Origin of the sequence: Flavobacterium beibuense F44-8, assembly GCF_000769915.1 — a bacterium.
GTDB lineage: Bacteria > Bacteroidota > Bacteroidia > Flavobacteriales > Flavobacteriaceae > Flavobacterium > Flavobacterium beibuense.
The window spans coordinates 389,720-406,793 of record NZ_JRLV01000001.1; the positions used below are offsets into that span (position 1 = coordinate 389,720).

The 17,074-nt window shown below is 37.9% G+C and carries 17 protein-coding genes; 12 read left to right on the forward strand and 5 right to left on the reverse strand.

The window, feature by feature from the left end; all coding sequences use genetic code 11:
* Positions 1–57 precede the first annotated feature (57 nt).
* The 5 genes from Q763_RS01950 to Q763_RS01970 form a co-directional block, all read right to left on the reverse strand.
* Complete coding sequence (locus Q763_RS01950) at positions 58–417, reverse strand: cupin domain-containing protein (RefSeq protein ID WP_035130584.1); 360 nt, start codon at positions 415–417, stop codon at positions 58–60.
* Positions 417–1,043, reverse strand: a complete 627-nt coding sequence (locus Q763_RS01955; RefSeq protein WP_035130587.1) for an alpha/beta hydrolase — start codon at positions 1,041–1,043, stop codon at positions 417–419. Before Q763_RS01955 ends, Q763_RS01950 begins: the two co-directional genes overlap by 1 nt.
* An 11-nt stretch (positions 1,044–1,054) precedes the next feature.
* A complete protein-coding gene (locus Q763_RS01960) occupies positions 1,055–1,993 on the reverse strand; it encodes a ring-cleaving dioxygenase (protein ID WP_035130588.1) in 939 nt (312 codons plus the stop codon).
* Positions 1,994–2,039: 46 nt separating this feature from the next.
* On the reverse strand, positions 2,040–2,381 hold the full coding sequence (locus Q763_RS01965) for a response regulator (protein ID WP_052123189.1): 342 nt from the start codon (positions 2,379–2,381) through the stop codon (positions 2,040–2,042).
* Positions 2,382–2,514: 133 nt separating this feature from the next.
* Complete coding sequence (locus Q763_RS01970) at positions 2,515–3,210, reverse strand: sterol desaturase family protein (RefSeq protein ID WP_052123190.1); 696 nt, start codon at positions 3,208–3,210, stop codon at positions 2,515–2,517.
* 234 nt (positions 3,211–3,444) lie between these two features.
* Between Q763_RS01970 and Q763_RS01975 the strand changes: the two genes are divergently transcribed.
* From Q763_RS01975 to Q763_RS02030, 12 genes are all read left to right on the forward strand, one after another.
* Positions 3,445–5,280, forward strand: coding sequence for a cytochrome-c peroxidase (locus Q763_RS01975; RefSeq protein ID WP_035130590.1), 1,836 nt, complete (start codon positions 3,445–3,447; stop codon positions 5,278–5,280).
* Positions 5,281–5,449: 169 nt separating this feature from the next.
* The gene (locus tag Q763_RS01980) at positions 5,450–7,993 is read left to right on the forward strand and encodes an alkaline phosphatase PhoX (protein WP_052123191.1); all 2,544 of its coding nucleotides are present in this window, start codon (positions 5,450–5,452) and stop codon (positions 7,991–7,993) included.
* Positions 7,994–8,060: 67 nt separating this feature from the next.
* On the forward strand, positions 8,061–8,969 hold the full coding sequence (locus Q763_RS01985; RefSeq protein ID WP_198133428.1) for a leucine-rich repeat domain-containing protein: 909 nt from the start codon (positions 8,061–8,063) through the stop codon (positions 8,967–8,969).
* 125 nt (positions 8,970–9,094) lie between these two features.
* Positions 9,095–9,631 carry a hypothetical protein gene (locus Q763_RS01990; protein ID WP_157499274.1) on the forward strand — a complete coding sequence of 179 codons (537 nt, stop codon included), beginning with the start codon at positions 9,095–9,097 and terminating at the stop codon, positions 9,629–9,631.
* A gap of 112 nt (positions 9,632–9,743) precedes the next feature.
* Positions 9,744–10,301: a YeeE/YedE family protein gene (locus tag Q763_RS01995; RefSeq protein ID WP_035130594.1), complete on the forward strand. Its 558-nt coding sequence runs from the start codon at positions 9,744–9,746 to the stop codon at positions 10,299–10,301.
* A 12-nt stretch (positions 10,302–10,313) separates the two neighbouring features.
* Positions 10,314–10,727: a DUF6691 family protein gene (locus Q763_RS02000; RefSeq protein ID WP_035130597.1), complete on the forward strand. Its 414-nt coding sequence runs from the start codon at positions 10,314–10,316 to the stop codon at positions 10,725–10,727.
* Positions 10,728–10,764: 37 nt separating this feature from the next.
* The gene (locus Q763_RS02005; RefSeq protein ID WP_035130599.1) at positions 10,765–11,397 is read left to right on the forward strand and encodes a Crp/Fnr family transcriptional regulator; all 633 of its coding nucleotides are present in this window, start codon (positions 10,765–10,767) and stop codon (positions 11,395–11,397) included.
* 76 nt (positions 11,398–11,473) lie between these two features.
* On the forward strand, positions 11,474–12,271 hold the full coding sequence (locus Q763_RS02010; RefSeq protein WP_035130602.1) for a sulfite exporter TauE/SafE family protein: 798 nt from the start codon (positions 11,474–11,476) through the stop codon (positions 12,269–12,271).
* Between the two features lie 90 nt (positions 12,272–12,361).
* Positions 12,362–13,753, forward strand: a complete 1,392-nt coding sequence (locus Q763_RS02015; RefSeq protein ID WP_035130604.1) for an MBL fold metallo-hydrolase — start codon at positions 12,362–12,364, stop codon at positions 13,751–13,753.
* Between the two features lie 8 nt (positions 13,754–13,761).
* Entirely contained in the window at positions 13,762–14,070 is a 309-nt protein-coding gene (locus Q763_RS02020) for a rhodanese-like domain-containing protein (RefSeq protein WP_035130607.1), read from the forward strand.
* Between the two features lie 217 nt (positions 14,071–14,287).
* Positions 14,288–15,868, forward strand: a complete 1,581-nt coding sequence (locus Q763_RS02025) for a helix-turn-helix domain-containing protein (protein ID WP_035130609.1) — start codon at positions 14,288–14,290, stop codon at positions 15,866–15,868.
* A 1-nt stretch (position 15,869) separates the two neighbouring features.
* Entirely contained in the window at positions 15,870–17,024 is a 1,155-nt protein-coding gene (locus Q763_RS02030; RefSeq protein WP_035130611.1) for a tetratricopeptide repeat protein, read from the forward strand.
* The last annotated feature ends 50 nt before the right edge of the window (positions 17,025–17,074 follow it).

Below are 17,074 nucleotides of genomic sequence, written 5' to 3' on the forward strand. Positions count from 1 at the left end.
GATCAAGATTTTAAAAGGTTTAAATTACGAATAATAGCCTTACAAAAACCAATTATATTATTCTAATGTAATAAACAGTGATGAGCGTACTTCGTTTGTGATATTGCGGGTTTTATGTCCCTTGCCTTCTGTGTCTTCCACTAACAGGATATCCCCGCCTTTAAAGTATCTTTTTTCGCCCAATGAGGTCTCTATTTCAATCACCCCATCCATAAGAATAATATACTGCCTGTTTGGGGCATTATGGAAATCATAATCGTAGGTTGGTGCAACCTTCCTAAACTGAATCGTACCTGCCTTTTGTGCTTCCGAAAGGAAACCTATTTCTCCGGCATCGTTTAAAGTAACGGAGACAGACTCAAAATGACTGTCTCCGTTAGCATCAGTGTGTATTCGTGTTATGTTAAAATCTTCCATCAGGCAAAATTCATGTTAAGCCATTCGGTAGTAAGTTCAATGTCATTTTGGGTAAGGTTATGTCCTGTAAGCAAATCATGATGCTCTACAGTAAAACCTAACTCTTTTAATTTGTCCAGATACTCTACCGTTTCGTTTGGATTAATGGTAGGGTCTAACCTTCCCGAACTGAAAAACACAGGTACACCGGTATCGGTGCCAATGGATTTTACTTCTTTAAACGGCTGCATGGGTCTGTATAAAATTGCTCCTGCCAAAAACTCAGGGTACTTAATTAATGTTGATCCTGCAATATTGGCTCCGTTAGAGTAGCCTAAAGCAATAAGTTTGGTAATATCAAAGCCTTCCTTATCAGCTATCGACTCTATAAAAGATACCATTTCATCGGTACGAAAATCAAGGTCTTTTTCATCAAATACTCCCATGCCAAGGCGTTTAAAAAAGCGCGGCATGCCGTGTTCGTTTACATTCCCTCTAAGGCTAAGAATATTAAAGCGGTCACCAAAGTCTTTAGCCAAAGGGATAAGGTCTTTCTCGTTGCCACCGGTGCCGTGCAGCAGCAACAGAGTATAGGCTGCTGCATTTCCGGATGACTGATATATATATTTTAACGGTTCAAATTTCATTTTAAAAAGTATTAGTTAATAGGTGCTAAATGAGCTTCAAGTTCACTTCTGCGTGATTCATATTGTTCAGGTAACTTAAGGCCTTTACCTAAGTCTTCAAGTTTTTCATCTACTGTAAAGCCAGGGTTATCGGTAGCAATTTCAAACAGCACTCCGCCCGGTTCTCTAAAGTATAAAGAGTGGAAGTAGTTACGATCTATTTGCGGGGTGATATTAAGCCCGGCAGCAAATACTTTCTCCCTGAATTTCATTAAGGTTTCATCGTCTTTTACCCTAAAGGCAACATGGTGAACAGTACCGTTTGCCACATGCCCGCGTTTTTCTTCTTTCAGTTCAACAATGTCAACTATAGCGGCGTTTTCAACAGCATCGGTAACAAAACGGTAACGATTAACATCCTGACCTACCAATTTATAACCAAATATTTCGGTCAATACGGCTGCTGTGCCTGTCATGTTATTTAAGGTAAGTGTCACGTTGTGGAACCCTCTGGTAGCAATGTCTGCTTTAACCTCGTCGGTTTCCCAGGGTTTGCGATTATCTGAAGTGGCCGATTCTATAAGTTCCAGTTTTAATCCGTCAGGATCAAGGAAAGTTAAATACCTTTCCCCAAACCTTTCGGCAGGTTTGTTATAAATTACATTGTATTTTTCAAAGCGTTCTACCCATTTTTCAAGGCTGCCTTTAGGAATGGAGTAACCAATTTCGGTTGCCATACCCGAACCTCTGCGTCCCTGTGGTATACCTGCTCCCCATGGGAAGAAGGTTAGTATAGTACCGGCACTGCCTATTTCGTCTCCAAAATAAAAGTGGTAAGTACCGGGATCATCAAAGTTTACAGTTTTTTTGATGAAACGTAAACCAAGAACTTTAGAATAAAAGTCAAAATTACGTTTGGCGTCTCCTGCTATCGCAGTGATATGATGTAAGCCTAATATTTTATTTTCCATGATATGCGTTTTTAATTGTTATGTAAAATTACGATTGGTTTAAAAGTTATGCATTGAACTGGGACAAGAAGTTAATTATCTCAGGGTCATTGTTTAAAGCCGCCTGGATTTCATTATATAATAATCCGCTGCCCCCGCCGTAATGCTGAATGATTTTTGTTTTAGGGTTGTGTTGTGCAAAAAATGACCTTAGTGAAACTTCGGTTTGTTCGTCAATTCCGCATCCTAAAAGAACAAGGCAAATACTGTTGTTTTTAAATAAAGCTATGGCCTCGTTATCATCGGTAGTTCCTAACCCGGTCCATAATTCATTTTTATTAATGAGCCTTACAACCGTTTCCATAATCTCAGGATGTTTTCCTATGTATAATATGTTTATCGTTTCCATTGTAATGCTGCTTTGATTTTACATTACAAAGTTCCGTTAAACAACTACCCTGTGCATTGAACTGGGACAAGAAAGTATATAAATGCAAAAGGCAGCCATTTGGCTGCCTTTTGTATAATGTTGTATGCAATAATTATTTTCGGTCGTCTATAAACTCACCTGATTTGGTCGCTTCTTTTTCCTGATTGATAAAGTTAGGCATGGTGCCAAAAATATAATCCCAAAGCGGGGAAGATACTCCAAAAGCTTTGTCAGGCTGCCTGTAGTGGTGTACGGCATGGTGATGCCATAAGGTTTTAAGGAAGTTATTAGGTACCGTAAAAATATGCACGCTGTAATGGATACATAAATAAATGGTATACCCCATAAGGAAACCGGCAAGGAATCCAAAAACATAATCGCCCATCATGGCTCTGTATACAAGGAAGAAAAAGGTAGCCAGTACAAGTGCTATAATAGGTGGCATGGCAAGCCTCTGCTTGTCTTTAGGGTAGTCATGGTGTACCCCGTGTACTTTATAACTAAAGCTTTCGGTAGTAACTTCATGGTCATGATCTCCTTCCTTAATATGATACAGGTAACGGTGTACTATATATTCTATAAAAGTAAAAACAAACATCCCGGCAAAGAACAGTAATATGATTTGCGGAGTGGTAAACCCTTTTTCAATTATGCCATAATATATTAGTAAAGCCGATATAACTGTAAAAATGGTAAGTGGCATGGCAATGTGAGTACGGGTCAGTTTTTCCAGTACCGGGTTTTTAAATAGCGTGGCACTGCCTTTATGTTTTGGTCTTGGTCGTCTTATTTTGGTTGATTCAGACATGGTTTTGATTTTTTTGATGGATTGATGATAAATGAACTTTGAACCCACAAGTTACTAAATTTATCAATTTGTTTTATCCTTAAAAAGCTAAAAAAGCCCCTGTTTGTAAACAGTTATCTGTTGAAAACCTATGTATCTATTGTTGTTTTATTTTAATCATTTCTTAATGTGGCGGTAATGTGTATAGGTGTTGGGCTAAGTAAGTTTGCTTTTTGAATAAAGTATTTTTAAGAGATGATAGGTTCCTATAAAAAAATTGTTGCAGCTATAGTGGTACTGGCAGGTTCATTTACCATTATTTCATTTACCCGAAATACCAGCTCGGCACCTCCCGAGGTATTAAGCAATTATTTTTCACAGTTTAACCTTTCGTTAGAAAAGCTTGATAAAATCACTAATGATTTCAGGTACGGTAAAACCAGTCTGGATTCGGTACAGTTAGCTGTAAAAAACACCCGTTTATCCTACAAAAAGGTTGAGTTCTTTTTAGCCTTTTACTATGCCGAATATATAAAGAGCCACATTAACGGAGCACCGTTAATGCATATTGAAAAAGAAGGTACAATGCCAAAGGTTGTTAGTCCCGAAGGGTTACAGGTTTTGGACGAACTTGTTTTTTCTGATGAAGCAGAGGCTGAAAGAAACCAGATAGCATCGTTATCAAAAACCATAAGAATGAAATATGCTGTTTTATATAGCAGCATTACCGGTCAGGAATTCAATAATCAGTATAATGTTACTGCCATGAGGCAGCAGCTTATTAGGGATTTCAGTATGGGAGTAACTGGTTTTGATACTCCGGGGTCGTTAAACGGACTGGAAGAGGTAAAGTCTTCTTTTCAGGGTATGCTTACTTTTTTTAAAGATAACTACAATGGTAATACTTTAGCCAAAAATGAGGTGATAGACCTGTTTGAGGAGGCGATAGTTTATTTGAATAATCCGGTTTCTTTTGAGGATTTTGACAGGCTTACTTTCCTTAAATCATATGTAGATCCTTTGTATAAAAAACTGGGAGAGCTGGAAGGTGCTGTTAACCCTGATTACCTTAAATATACATCGGGCTGGAATCCTGAGAGTACTTCTATTTTCGCCGCCGATTTTTTAAACCCGTACTATTTTACCGAACTTAAAAAGGAAGATGATAGTAAAGAACTTAGGGAGCTGGGTAAAATATTGTTTTATGATCCTATAGTTAGTAACGAAGGAAAATTAAGCTGTGCAAGCTGCCATAATCCGGATAAGGGCTTTACCGATGGTGTTCCGAAATCACTGAGTAACATACAGGGGAAAACGGTTTTACGTAATGCTCCAACATTATTAAACGCAGTGTATGCCGATAGGTATTTTTATGACCTTAGGGCGTTTAGCCTGGAGCAGCAGGCAGAGCATGTTATTTTTAATCATGACGAATTCAATACGGCCTATAGTGATATTCTTAATAAGCTTAAAGCTGATAAGACTTATGCCGATAAGTTTAAAACTGTATTTGGTAAAAATGCTGTAACGAGAGAGAATTTCTCAAAGGCTTTGGTTTCTTATGTAATGTCATTACAGTCGTTTAGCAGTCCGTTTGATAAATACATAAGGGGAGAACAGGCAGATATACCTGCTGAGGTAAAAAGAGGTTTTAACCTGTTTGCCGGAAAAGCAAATTGCGCTACCTGTCACTTTATGCCAACCTTTAGCGGACTGGTGCCTCCTTTTTATAACGAGAACGAAAGCGAGATACTTGGGGTACTTGACGACCCTAAAAAAGCACCACGGCTGGATATGGATATGGGAAGGAACGATAACAAAATACAATCAGAGCAGGCTTGGATATTTGAGCGCTCGTTTAAAACCACAACCATAAGGAATATTGAGGTTACAGGACCTTATTTCCATAATGGCGCTTACAGTACTCTTGAGGAAGTTATCGACTTTTATGATAACGGTGGAGGAGAAGGAGTAGGGCTTGGAGTAAGCAATCAAACTCTTTCGCCCGATGCGTTAAATCTAACCGATGAAGAGAAAAGTGATCTTATTGCCTTCCTGAAATCACTTACTGATTTATCATCAGCCAAATAGATATGGTATAGTTTACATTAAGTAAACATAGCTCCTGTTTTTCGTTTTATAATTAATTGTTATTTAAACTAGGTAACACTAGTTTAAATAAACCTTAAAAGTGAATTGAGGTAAAGGAAACATGCTGGAAGTAGTTTTGTAGGGTAAAAACAAAAACTATATAAACAGCATGAAAAAAAGTTTACTTTCCCTTTGTTTACTGTTCTCTCTATGGAGCTTTGCAGTAATCAGCTTCAATGTAGAGTCTATCTCTGCGACAGCCCCGGCTTCTACACCCGAAGCTAAGGCAACTCCGGCTAAAAAAGAAGTTGCTGCTAAAAAATCTACAGCTGTAAAAGCTGCTGCTATGCTACCTCCTTTAACGCCTGCAAACTACCCTCTTTCTAAAGATTCAGAGTGGGCTTATTTTGACTTAGGTACAAGCCTTGATGAGACTACATGGACAGAAACTACGTATGATGTTTCTGCATGGGCTACAGGTCAGGGACCTCTTGGATATGGAGATGCTACTAAAACAGTGATCTCTTACGGTCCTGATTCAGGTAACAAATACATTACAAGCTACTTTGTGAGAGACTTAAATGTTACTCTTGCTGAAGTTGCTGATATGGTAGAATTTGGTATCAGAAGAGACGATGGTGTTATCGTATATGTTAACGGTGTTGAGGTAATAAGAGATAACATGCCTGCAGGTGATGTTAACTACCTTACTCATTCGTCAGGTATCGTTGATGGTGCCGATGAGAAGAGATTCCAGGTATTCCACCTTTCTAAAACTATTTTTAACGAAGGTGTGAACAGAATCGCTGTTGAAATGCACAACCGTGACGGACAGAGTTCTGACCTTGGTTTTGATATGTATATTAAAGACGCTCCGGCTGAATTTGTTTGTGAAGAAGGTCACATAGGTTGTTTTACTTCTATCGATCCAACTGCTCAAACTACAAACCTAATTATACCTACAGAGCACAAATTCCAGTTATTATTCAAACAGGGAGATGCTTATATGGATGGTTCAGGTAACGTACCGGGTAACCACGATTTTACAGGTTATATTGCTATTGAAGGTAGCAGTGAGCAAGGTTACCTTTCGGTAAACCACGAAAACAACCCTGGTGGTGTGTCTATCGTAGACATGCACCTTGATACTGATACTAACCTTTGGGTTATTGATAACTCTCAACCGGTTGAATTCCAAAATGACGACCTTGTAACTACTATCAGAAACTGTTCGGGTGGTGTTACTCCATGGGGAACTATCATAACTGCAGAAGAAAACACTTCCGGTGGTGATGCTAACTCTGACGGATACCAAGATGTGGGCTGGTTAGTAGAAATTGATCCTGTAACTGCAGCTGTAAAAGACTATGGTAACAATAAGCAGGAAAAACTTTGGGCTATGGGTAGAATGAACCATGAGAACGTTGTGGTTTCTGAAGACGGAACTACTGCTTATTATGGTGAAGACGGTGGTACAAACTGTGTTTACAAGTTTGTTGCCGATACTCCTGGTGATCTTACTTCGGGTACTGTATATGTACTTTCTTTAGATACAGCTCTTTCAAGTGACGAGCCTACTTCAAGTACTGCTACATGGATTGAAGTTGCTAATGAAACAGAGGAAGACAGAAATAACTTAACAGCAAATGCTGCTGCAGCAGGCGGAACAGCTTTCTCAGGTGTTGAAGACTGCGAAATAAGCCCTATAGACGGTAAAATTTATTTTACTGCAAAAGGTTTAGACCGTGTATATCGTTTTACAGATAACGGTGAGACTGTTTCTGATTTTGAAACTTTTGTAGGAGGTATGTCTTACGAAATCGAAACTGCTAACGGAGTTGTTACAGAACAATGGGGTGATGGTAACGATAACCTTACTTTTGATGATAAAGGTAACCTTTGGGTACTTCAGGATGGTGGATTAAACTACATTTGGGTAATCCGTCCTAACCACTCTCAGGGAGCTCCACAGGTGCTATTACACTCTTCTATGCCTGCAGGTTCTGAGCCAACAGGTTTAACATTTACCCCAGACTTCAAGTATGGTTTCTTCTCTGTACAGCACCCTAACGGTGGTAATACAGCTCAGGTTGATGCTACTTTTGGTGAGGTTAACCTTAATGCTTCTGCTTCTGTAGTTATAGCTAACAGATCTCAGCTAGGTATCCAGGCTCCTGTTGCAGATTTCTCTGCTAACGAAGTAACTGTTGAAGAAGGTGAGGTAGTAACCTTTACTGACCTTAGTACTAACAACCCAACTTCCTGGATGTGGACATTTGAAGGTGGTGAGCCTGCTACATCTACAGATGCTAACCCTGTAGTAACTTATGCTGAGGCCGGTACTTACAATGTAACTCTTGTATCTACTAACGTAGCCGGTGATAGTGAGGCAGAAGTTAAGCAGGAATATATTATTGTAGAAGAGGCTTTAGGTATAGATACTCCTAACCAACTTAAAGATATTGTTAGCCTTTATCCTAACCCAACAAAAGGTCAGGTTACTTTAGAGCTTAATGATGAAGCCGGTAAAAATGTACTTGTAGAAGTATATGATATGCTTGGAAGAAAAGTAGTGGTAAAAGAGACTCAGTCTCTTGGAGGAACTCAAAAAATCGACCTAAACCTTACTCAGCTAAATGGTGAGCAGGTATTTATCATCAATGTTAAAGTTGGTGAGAAAACAGGTACTTACAAAATGGTAAAAGTAAACTAATACTTTTTTCACAATATAATACAGGACCGGCAAAATGCTGCCGGTCCTTTTTTTCAGTTTTACACACATGAAAGGAAGATTTATAGCAACGTTACTTTTTATAGCAGGCAGTTTTGCAGCAAAAGCACAATATGCCGATCCTATTAACATACCGGTTTATTACAGCGTTAAAGAGGCTATGGCCGATAAAAAGGCCAAACAGTTAAACTTAAGGGACCAAAAACTATTTTATGTGCCAAAAGATTTAAGCAAACTAAAGCATTTAGAGTTTTTAAATCTTATGAGGAATAATTTAGAGTACTGGGATAAGGAGATTTTTACCCTTAAAGAATTGGAGGTGCTTAACTTTAAATTAAATGGTATAAAGTACGTGCCTGGAGATATTGCCAATCTTAAAAAGCTTATACGTGTTGATTTTTCAGATAACAGCATATCTTATCTTCCGCAGGAAATAAAAGCACTAACTAAACTGCAATACTTACATCTTTCGTTTAATTTACTTATCTCCATACCAGAGGGGATTGGGAATTGTAAAGATCTTGAGGTACTTGAGCTGGATAATAACCAGTTAAGTTACCTTCCTCAAAATATCACGAAACTTAAAAAACTGAAAAACCTACAGTTGGGATTTAATCAGTTTCATGAGTTTGACGGTAGCTGGCTAAATTTTCCTAATCTCGAGATACTAAATATGGAATCTAACAGTATTAGTTACCTTCCGGAACAGATAGAAAAACAAAAAAAGCTACGCACTTTAATGCTTACCAATAACAAACTGGAAGTATTGCCACAGGGTATTACCAACCTTAAAGAATTGAGGCTTTTATCGCTTGCTAACAACAAATTAAAAACATTACCGGAAGGCATTGAAAACCTAACGGAACTTAAAACACTTCTACTTAACGGTAATCCGATAAGTAATTCGGAAAAAGAAAGAATTAAAAAGGCATTACCGAACTGCAAAATCTATTTCTGATAGGTTATCTTAAATAGGTGTATACTATTTTACGTTAAAAAAGCGGCTTTTTACAGCCGCTTTTTTTGTTTTTATTGGTTACCTTTAATAAGGTTAACAGGTTGATAATTAAAATACTTTGGCTTATGAAGGTGAAAATACTATTTGTACCCCTTGTTTTTTTGCTGTTTGTATTTAATGCCCGTTCTCAGGAAGAAGAGGGTGGTGGCAGGTTTCAAAGGTTGGGCATTTCATTAAGTCATGCTAATATTTCCAGCGGTTTGAAGGATTCCGAAAATAAATGGATATCATTACCGGCATGGGGTATTGATTACGATTATTGGTTTAACGAAAAATGGGGGCTGGGTATGCATGTGGATATTATTGTAGAAAAATTTACAGTAGAAGAAAACCTTGGTAACGATAGTGCATTGGAAAGAAGTTTTCCCATAGCTCCGGCGATAATGGGGCTGCATAAGTTTGGTCGTCATCATACCCTTATGCTTGGAGTAGGGGCAGAATTTGCAAAAGAAGAAAACCTGTTTTTAAACAGATTAGGCTATGAATACGGACTCGAAGTTTCAGAGAAGTGGGAAGTAGGTTTTTCTCTTAATTATGATTTCAGGTGGAATGCTTACGATAGTTACATTTTTGGTATTGGCGTAAGCCGGGTTTTCAGGTAATAAAAATATACAGTTAATAAGGCAGCTTTTTGAGCTGCTTTTTTTGTTGTGTAACAAAAGCTACTGACGGGCTTATAACCATTTTGTTTTTTTGCATAAAAAAGAACAAACGATGGATTGGATTTTAGAACCGTGGCCGTGGTATGTGGCCGGACCGTTAATTACGCTAACAATGGCGTTACTTTTATTTTTAGGAAAGAATTTTGGGATGTCGTCTAACCTGCGTACGCTTTGTACCATGTGTGGCGCCGGTAGTACCTGCGATTTCTTTTGTTTTGACTGGCGATCACAAAAATGGAACCTTCTTATTATGGTTGGGGCTGTTTTAGGGGGCTTTATCGCTTTCAATTTTCTGTCAGTTAATCAGGTGCCTCAGCTAAATGATGAGGTGGTAACTCAACTGCATACAATGGGTTTTGAAAGTGCAGGTAAAACCTATGTGCCTACAGAGCTTTTTGGTGATGGCGCTTTCACTTCGGTTAAAACAATAGCAATACTTATTATTGGAGGGTTTTTGGTAGGTTTTGGAGCACGTTATGCCGGAGGATGTACCTCAGGCCATGCTATTTCGGGATTGAGTAACCTTCAGTTACCTTCACTAATAGCTGTGGTTGGTTTTTTTGTAGGCGGACTAATTATGGTTCACCTGTTATTCCCATTAATTTTTTAAAGGTATAAGAGTATGAGAAATATAGTTTTTTTAGTTGTAGGAACATTTTTCGGGATAGTAATGTTTAAATCAGAAGCCGCTTCGTGGTTTCGTATTTACGAGATGTTCCAGTTTAAATCGTTCCATATGTATGGTATAATAGGCTCGGCATTAGTTTTGGGAGTACTGTTGGTTCAGCTTATTAAAAGAAAGAGACTTAAAGATGTGTCTGGCAACCCTATAATGATTCCGCCTAAAGACAGGAGCTTTTCAAGATATATGTTTGGCGGAATCCTTTTTGGGTTAGGTTGGGCTTTGGCCGGAGCCTGCCCGGGACCTATGTTTGTACTGGCAGGTGCAGGTTTTTATCCTATACTTATTGTTATAGCAGGCGCCATTGCAGGTACCTGGGTGTACGGACTTATTAAGAATAAGCTGCCACATTAATTCGTATATTTAACCAATCAACCTTATGGAATTAAAAATGGAAGAGCTTATAAAACAGGCCTATGGGGCGGTATTTGAGGAAGCATTGATAAAAGAGATTGCAGAAGTGTCTACCCTTGTAGAGTTTGAAGAGGGGGATAAACTTATAGATATTGGCGAATACATCCGTAGGATGCCTTTATTACTTACAGGCGCCATCAAAATATTAAGGGAAGACAGGGATGAGGGCGATTTACTGCTTTACTTTCTTGAAAAAGGCGATACCTGTGCCATGACACTTGCCTGCTGTATGGGAGATACCCGAAGCGAAATAAGGGCTATAGCCGAAAACAGTGGTTCTCTTGCTATGATTCCGGTAAATAAAATGGAAGAATGGCTGGGCAAGTATAAAAGCTGGCGCAACTTTGTGTTTACCAGTTATAACAAGCGTCTTAGTGAAATGCTCAATGCGGTAGATAACCTTGCCTTTATGAAAATGGACGAACGTTTGCTTAACTACCTTAATGAAAAGGCGAAGGTTAATAACTCCGATATTATAAACAATACCCATCAGGAAATTGCTTATGAGCTTAACACTTCAAGAGTGGTGGTATCGAGGCTTTTAAAAGCTTTTGAGAACGAGGGTAAAATTAAACTGAACAGAAATAATATTGTTCTTTTAAATAAATAATGGCAGTGTAACTTTTGTTACTGCACAGCTCAATAGCGAGCACTAATTTAGCCTGAAATTATTAAAGCATACACTTATGGATGTAACAATGGTTTCAGGCTATTTTTTGGCCCTTTTGGTAGGGGTTTCCCTGGGGTTAATAGGGAGTGGAGGCTCAATATTAACAGTGCCTATACTGGTTTATGTACTTATGGTAAACCCGGTGCTGGCAACAGCTTACTCACTGTTTGTAGTAGGGAGTACGGCACTTATAGGAGGGCTTAGAAACGCTTTTCAGAAAAATGTAGACTTTACTATAGTATGGGTGTTTGGTATTCCGTCGTTAATAGCGGCATACCTTGTTAGGGCATTTGTTATCCCAGCCATACCCGATGTGGTTTTTTCAGTCAGTTCCTTTATAATAACAAAATCCTTATTGTTAATGGTACTCTTTGCTGTGGTAATGCTAACGGCATCGGTACGTATGATACGATCCGGACAAACCGGTACCCTTGCCGCTAATGTCGATATTTCTTATGCCAAACTGGTCGTTTTGGGTGTGTTTATAGGAGTTTTGGCAGGTGCGGTAGGTGCCGGGGGCGGATTTCTTATTATTCCTGCTTTGGTTTTCATAGCCCATATGCCAATGAAAAAGGCGGTTGGTACTTCCCTTTTCATTATTGCCATACAATCACTTGCAGGGTTTATGGGTGATGTAGGACAGGCAGAAATCAACTGGCCGTTTCTATTGATTTTTTCATTAATGTCGGTTATCGGGATATTTATCGGTATAGGCCTTTCTAAAAAAATACCGGGTGAAAGCCTTAAAAAGGGGTTTGGCTGGTTTGTGCTCGCAATGGGTATTTATATTTTACTGAAAGAAATTTTTATGTAATTGAAAATAAATGTGTTGTGTAACTTTTGTTACTGCATATCATTTATGGTTAAAGTAATTTTGGAGTATAAATTAATAAAAGAGTAAGCTATGTATTTTCAACATGTATATGATAAAACTTTAGCTCAGGCAAGCTACTTTATAGGTTGTCAGGCAAAAGGGGAGGCAATAGTGATAGATGCAAAAAGGGATATAGATACCTATCTTGAAATTGCCAAACAAAACAATATGACCATTACCCATATTGCCGAAACACATATTCATGCCGATTTTCTAACCGGGTCAAGGGAACTTGCAAAGGTAACAGGTGCTAAAATGTACCTGTCTGACGAAGGAGGAGAAGGCTGGCAGTATGAGTTTGACCATATAGGACTTAAAAACGGTGATGTAATTAGGGTAGGTAATCTTACACTGGAAGTTATCCATACACCTGGGCATACGCCAGAGAGTATCAGCTTTTTGTTAACCGATCATCCTGCTACAAACGAGCCTGTAATGCTGTTTACCGGAGACTTTGTTTTTGTGGGGGATATAGGCAGACCCGATTTGCTTGAAAAAGCCGCTGGGCTGGCAGGTACTCAGGATGCGGGAGCTAAGCAGATGTACAAATCCATAGAGAAGTTTGCTTCGTTACCGGAATATATTCAGGTATGGCCGGGGCATGGTGCCGGATCGGCATGTGGTAAGGCTCTTGGAGCAGTACCAAGCTCTACTGTAGGATATGAAAAAATTAGAAACTGGGCTTTTCAGTACGGTGATAACGAAAAAGGCTTTACTGATTTTCTGCTGGCCGATCAGCCGGAGCCGCCTAAGTATTTTGCCATGATGAAAAAGCTCAATAAGGTGAACAGGCCATTACTTATTGAAGTACCTAAACATGCAAAACTTTCTAAAGCTGAATTTTTAGATGCCTATGAAAAGGGGATTAAAGTTATAGATACACGTAATAAGGCCGACTTTGCACAAGGATTTATTCCGGGAAGTATAAACATACAGGGTAATAACTCATTTGCTACATGGTGCGGATGGATGCTTAATTATGACGAGCAGTTTATACTGGTAGCCGATGAATCGCAAATGGACGATTTGACCAGAAAACTGATGCGTATTGGTCTTGATAACATCTATGGCTTTATAGATAACGTAAATGATTTTGGTTTTGAGCTTGAAAAAGCAGAGGTGATTGACATGGATGAGTTTAAAACCTATTTAGGGAAACCAAACGTACAGGTGCTGGATGTAAGGGGGGCGACCGAATATGAAACAGGGCATGTGGAAGGTGCAGAGAACCTTTTTGTAGGAACGTTAAAGGACAACCTTGACAAAATAGATAAAAATAAACAAGTTATAATACACTGCCAGAGTGGAGACAGGGCTGCAATTGCAGCATCATTACTGCATAAAAACGGAATAAGGGTCAAAAATTTTTCGGGAGGTATGGCAGAATGGAAAAAGAATAATAACCTAACAGTGACTAAATAAGTAAACGTATGAAAAATGTAAGGCAAAATGAATGGGAAGAGCTGGTTGCTCAGGATCCAAATGCGGTTATACTGGATGTAAGGACAGAAGATGAATGTGCCGATGGTACTATGCCCAATGCTGTTTGTATAAACTTTTTTGAGGCACAGCGTTTTTTTGATGAAATTAAAAAAATGGATCGTGACAAAAATTACTATGTGTACTGCAGAAGCGGAAACAGGAGCGGTATGGCTTGTCAGGCAATGGAAAGTTTAGGGTTTAAAAACACGATAAACCTTACTGGAGGTCTACTTCTTTGGAAAGGTGAACTGGTTTAAGAGTTTTAAGTTATATTTTTATAATAATGTGATTAAATTGTGATTGATTTGAAAAGGCAGCTGTTAAAGCTGCCTTTTCTGGTTTTATTGTTATAATACCTGCTTTTAACTAAATACATAGGGCTATTTTTTGTATTAAAAGTATATTTGCACCGAGTAATAAATCTTACAAAAAAATTGATTAGATTTATAGGATGTATCATAGGGATTGGGATTGATGAAACTTAAAAACAATAAGCTAAAAAATAATGTAAGGGTATTATTGCCGGCACTTCTACTGGTTTTTACCCAAGCCTTATTTTGTCAGGAAAACGACAGGCTTATTGTAAACAAAGCTATCGAACTTTCCTTTTACAGTCCTGATGAGTGTATTAAGTTGACCCAGCATCTTTTAAAGAAAGCTGAAACAGCTCCCGAATTTGCCGGAGCATATCTTATTGAGGCCGATGCATATATAGCTAAGGGAGAATACAGCAAATGTGCAAAGAATGTTTTTAATGCTAATCAATATCACGAAAAGATAAATGATTCTTTAAAGGCAGAGATACTTTTCAGGCAAATCTTTCTGGCCAGAAAACTTCGACTGTATAATCAGTTTGACAACTATGCGGCAAATCTTATTAGCTTGTCCGAAAATCAGGATCAGTCATCTTTATCTTCGCTTATCACTATTAAACTCGATATTGAAAAAGCTTTTATTCTTTTTGGGAAAAATGAATTTGCTAAAGCACTGGAAGTTTTAAATACCCTTGAGAAAAATCATTTTCAGCAAATAGAGGCGTATTCCTACCCTGATAAATTTTATCTTGTAAAGGCCATTGCTTACAAAGGGCTTGGCGAATATGAGAAAAGTAATAGTTATTATACTACGGCTACTGATTATTATTTAAAAAATCATTCCAAAACAAACAGGCTTACAGAGATTGCACTGGTAAAAGGCAATGCAGAACTTCAGTTTCATGATAAAGATTATGAGAAATCAATAAAAAGCCTGAAAGTTGCTCTTGAAAAGGCAAAAAAGCTGGAAAACGTTTATTTGCTGGAGGAAATAAATAATCGTTTAGCTTTAAACTATCTTACCCTTAATGACAAGGAAAACCATAACCTGTACAATACAGCATTTTTAAGCTATAACCGAAAAGTATACGATTTGGAGATAGCTTCGGTTAACGAGTGTTATAATCTTATAGGGGAGCAGCAGGCTATTAACTATGCGTCACACGAAAATACTCTTAAAATGTATATGTACATTGCACTTGGAGTATTTTTCCTGATATTGCTTTTCGGAAATCTCTTGTATTTTTCAAACAGGGCACAAAAGAAAAGGTTAAAGGAAATTATAGGTTATCTGGAAGTGACTAATAAACTATTGGTAGAGTCGACCGATAAGGTAAAGAAAATGACACCTAAAAAACTTTCTATACCTACCGAAACCGAACAGAATATACTGGCGAGCCTTAAAAAGTTTGAGGGGACAACAAAGTTTACTAATAGAGATATGTCGCTCGCAACACTGGCAGCCCAGCTGGATGTTAATACAAAATACCTGTCGGAAATTATCAATAAGCATTATAACGATAATTTTAATACTTATATAAATAAACTCCGTATAAACTATATTATTGAAAAACTTAAAAACGAGCCGGAATACTTAAATTATAAAATCAGTTATTTGGCAGAGGAGAGCGGATTTTCATCACACAGTAGTTTTGCAACAGTGTTTAAAACGATTACCGGTATTGCCCCAACCGTTTTTATAGATTTACTGGGTAAGGAAATACATAATAAGAAAGCCTAATATGTTTGTTGTTTTAAAAAGAGTAGTGATAATGCAGGTGCTTATAGTAATAAGTACGGTATCGGCTTTTGCCCAGCAGTCACGAAAAATAGACAGTATAATAAAGGCCAACAGACTTACCATTTATAAAAACCCTGATGAGACCATAAGGATAGGGGACTCCATTTATGAAGCCAGTAAAAGTTCGGGAGATAAAGTAAGGGGACTTATACTCATCTCAAATGCCTATTCTTCCAAAAGGGACTATCAGCAGGCATTAAAATACTGCCTAAGGGCCGATAGTATTTCCAAAAAACTGGATGAGCCTAATTTAAAGGCTAACCTTTTAAACAGTATTGCGGTAATCTATCAGCAGTTAAAGGTGTATGATAAGGCTATGGAGTACCTGGACGAGAATGACAGGTATATGGATAATCATCCGGTGCAGGACTCAATATACCTTAGGGCAACAAATAATGTTGTTAGAGGGCTAATTTATAAGGAAGACCTTAGTTGTGAACTGGCCATTCCGTTTTTTAATAAGGCTATTGAGCAATATAAAAAGCTTAACACTGCTAATGAACAGCCTAATATAAGTATTACATTATATAACAGAGCTTATTGCTTTTTAGCACTGGAACGTTATGAGGAAGCCAAGGAGAGTTTTGAGCTTTCTATAGTATATGCAGAAAATACAAACGCAAAAAGCCTCAAAGCTTTTTCATTAAAGGGATTATCTGAAGTTTATACTCATGAGGAAGAATACCAAAAGGCAATAGATGTTTTGGATGAGGCTCTTCTGCTGGCAGAAGATGTAGGAGATCTTATATTGAACAGGGGAATTTATTCGGCACTTGCTGATAATTACCTGTCGGTAAATAACTGGGAAAAATATCAGGAATACCGTAAACTGTTTCTTGAAAATCAAAACGTAATTAAGGAGTCGGAGAGGAGATCCATTAGTGATTCCATAGATGAACTTACTGCAAATTATGCACAAAAAACAGCTCAGCTTACCAATAGGTATTACATATATACCGGTGTAATAATACTACTTATTTTACTCACTGTTTTTGTTGTTTTACGCTATCATAAAAAAGCTAAAAAATCATTAAATAACCTCAAATTAAGGTTTGAGGAGGTTAAAAAAGCCCGAAAAGGAATGGGTATTCTGTAAAGCCTTATTTTTAAGTTAAAACTCTGTTTTTCAGCATTTTATTTTTTTAT

Bases quoted from the DNA above. Each gene is read 5' to 3' on its own strand.
- Q763_RS01950 (WP_035130584.1), bottom strand. From the start codon at position 417: ATGGAAGATTTTAACATAACACGAATACACACTGATGCTAACGGAGAC.
- Q763_RS01955 (WP_035130587.1), bottom strand. From the start codon at position 1,043: ATGAAATTTGAACCGTTAAAATATATATATCAGTCATCCGGAAATGCA.
- Q763_RS01960 (WP_035130588.1), bottom strand. From the start codon at position 1,993: ATGGAAAATAAAATATTAGGCTTACATCATATCACTGCGATAGCAGGA.
- Q763_RS01965 (WP_052123189.1), bottom strand. From the start codon at position 2,381: ATGGAAACGATAAACATATTATACATAGGAAAACATCCTGAGATTATG.
- Q763_RS01970 (WP_052123190.1), bottom strand. From the start codon at position 3,210: ATGTCTGAATCAACCAAAATAAGACGACCAAGACCAAAACATAAAGGC.
- Q763_RS01975 (WP_035130590.1), top strand. From the start codon at position 3,445: ATGATAGGTTCCTATAAAAAAATTGTTGCAGCTATAGTGGTACTGGCA.
- Q763_RS01980 (WP_052123191.1), top strand. From the start codon at position 5,450: ATGAAAAAAAGTTTACTTTCCCTTTGTTTACTGTTCTCTCTATGGAGC.
- Q763_RS01985 (WP_198133428.1), top strand. From the start codon at position 8,061: ATGAAAGGAAGATTTATAGCAACGTTACTTTTTATAGCAGGCAGTTTT.
- Q763_RS01990 (WP_157499274.1), top strand. From the start codon at position 9,095: ATGAAGGTGAAAATACTATTTGTACCCCTTGTTTTTTTGCTGTTTGTA.
- Q763_RS01995 (WP_035130594.1), top strand. From the start codon at position 9,744: ATGGATTGGATTTTAGAACCGTGGCCGTGGTATGTGGCCGGACCGTTA.
- Q763_RS02000 (WP_035130597.1), top strand. From the start codon at position 10,314: ATGAGAAATATAGTTTTTTTAGTTGTAGGAACATTTTTCGGGATAGTA.
- Q763_RS02005 (WP_035130599.1), top strand. From the start codon at position 10,765: ATGGAAGAGCTTATAAAACAGGCCTATGGGGCGGTATTTGAGGAAGCA.
- Q763_RS02010 (WP_035130602.1), top strand. From the start codon at position 11,474: ATGGATGTAACAATGGTTTCAGGCTATTTTTTGGCCCTTTTGGTAGGG.
- Q763_RS02015 (WP_035130604.1), top strand. From the start codon at position 12,362: ATGTATTTTCAACATGTATATGATAAAACTTTAGCTCAGGCAAGCTAC.
- Q763_RS02020 (WP_035130607.1), top strand. From the start codon at position 13,762: ATGAAAAATGTAAGGCAAAATGAATGGGAAGAGCTGGTTGCTCAGGAT.
- Q763_RS02025 (WP_035130609.1), top strand. From the start codon at position 14,288: ATGAAACTTAAAAACAATAAGCTAAAAAATAATGTAAGGGTATTATTG.
- Q763_RS02030 (WP_035130611.1), top strand. From the start codon at position 15,870: ATGTTTGTTGTTTTAAAAAGAGTAGTGATAATGCAGGTGCTTATAGTA.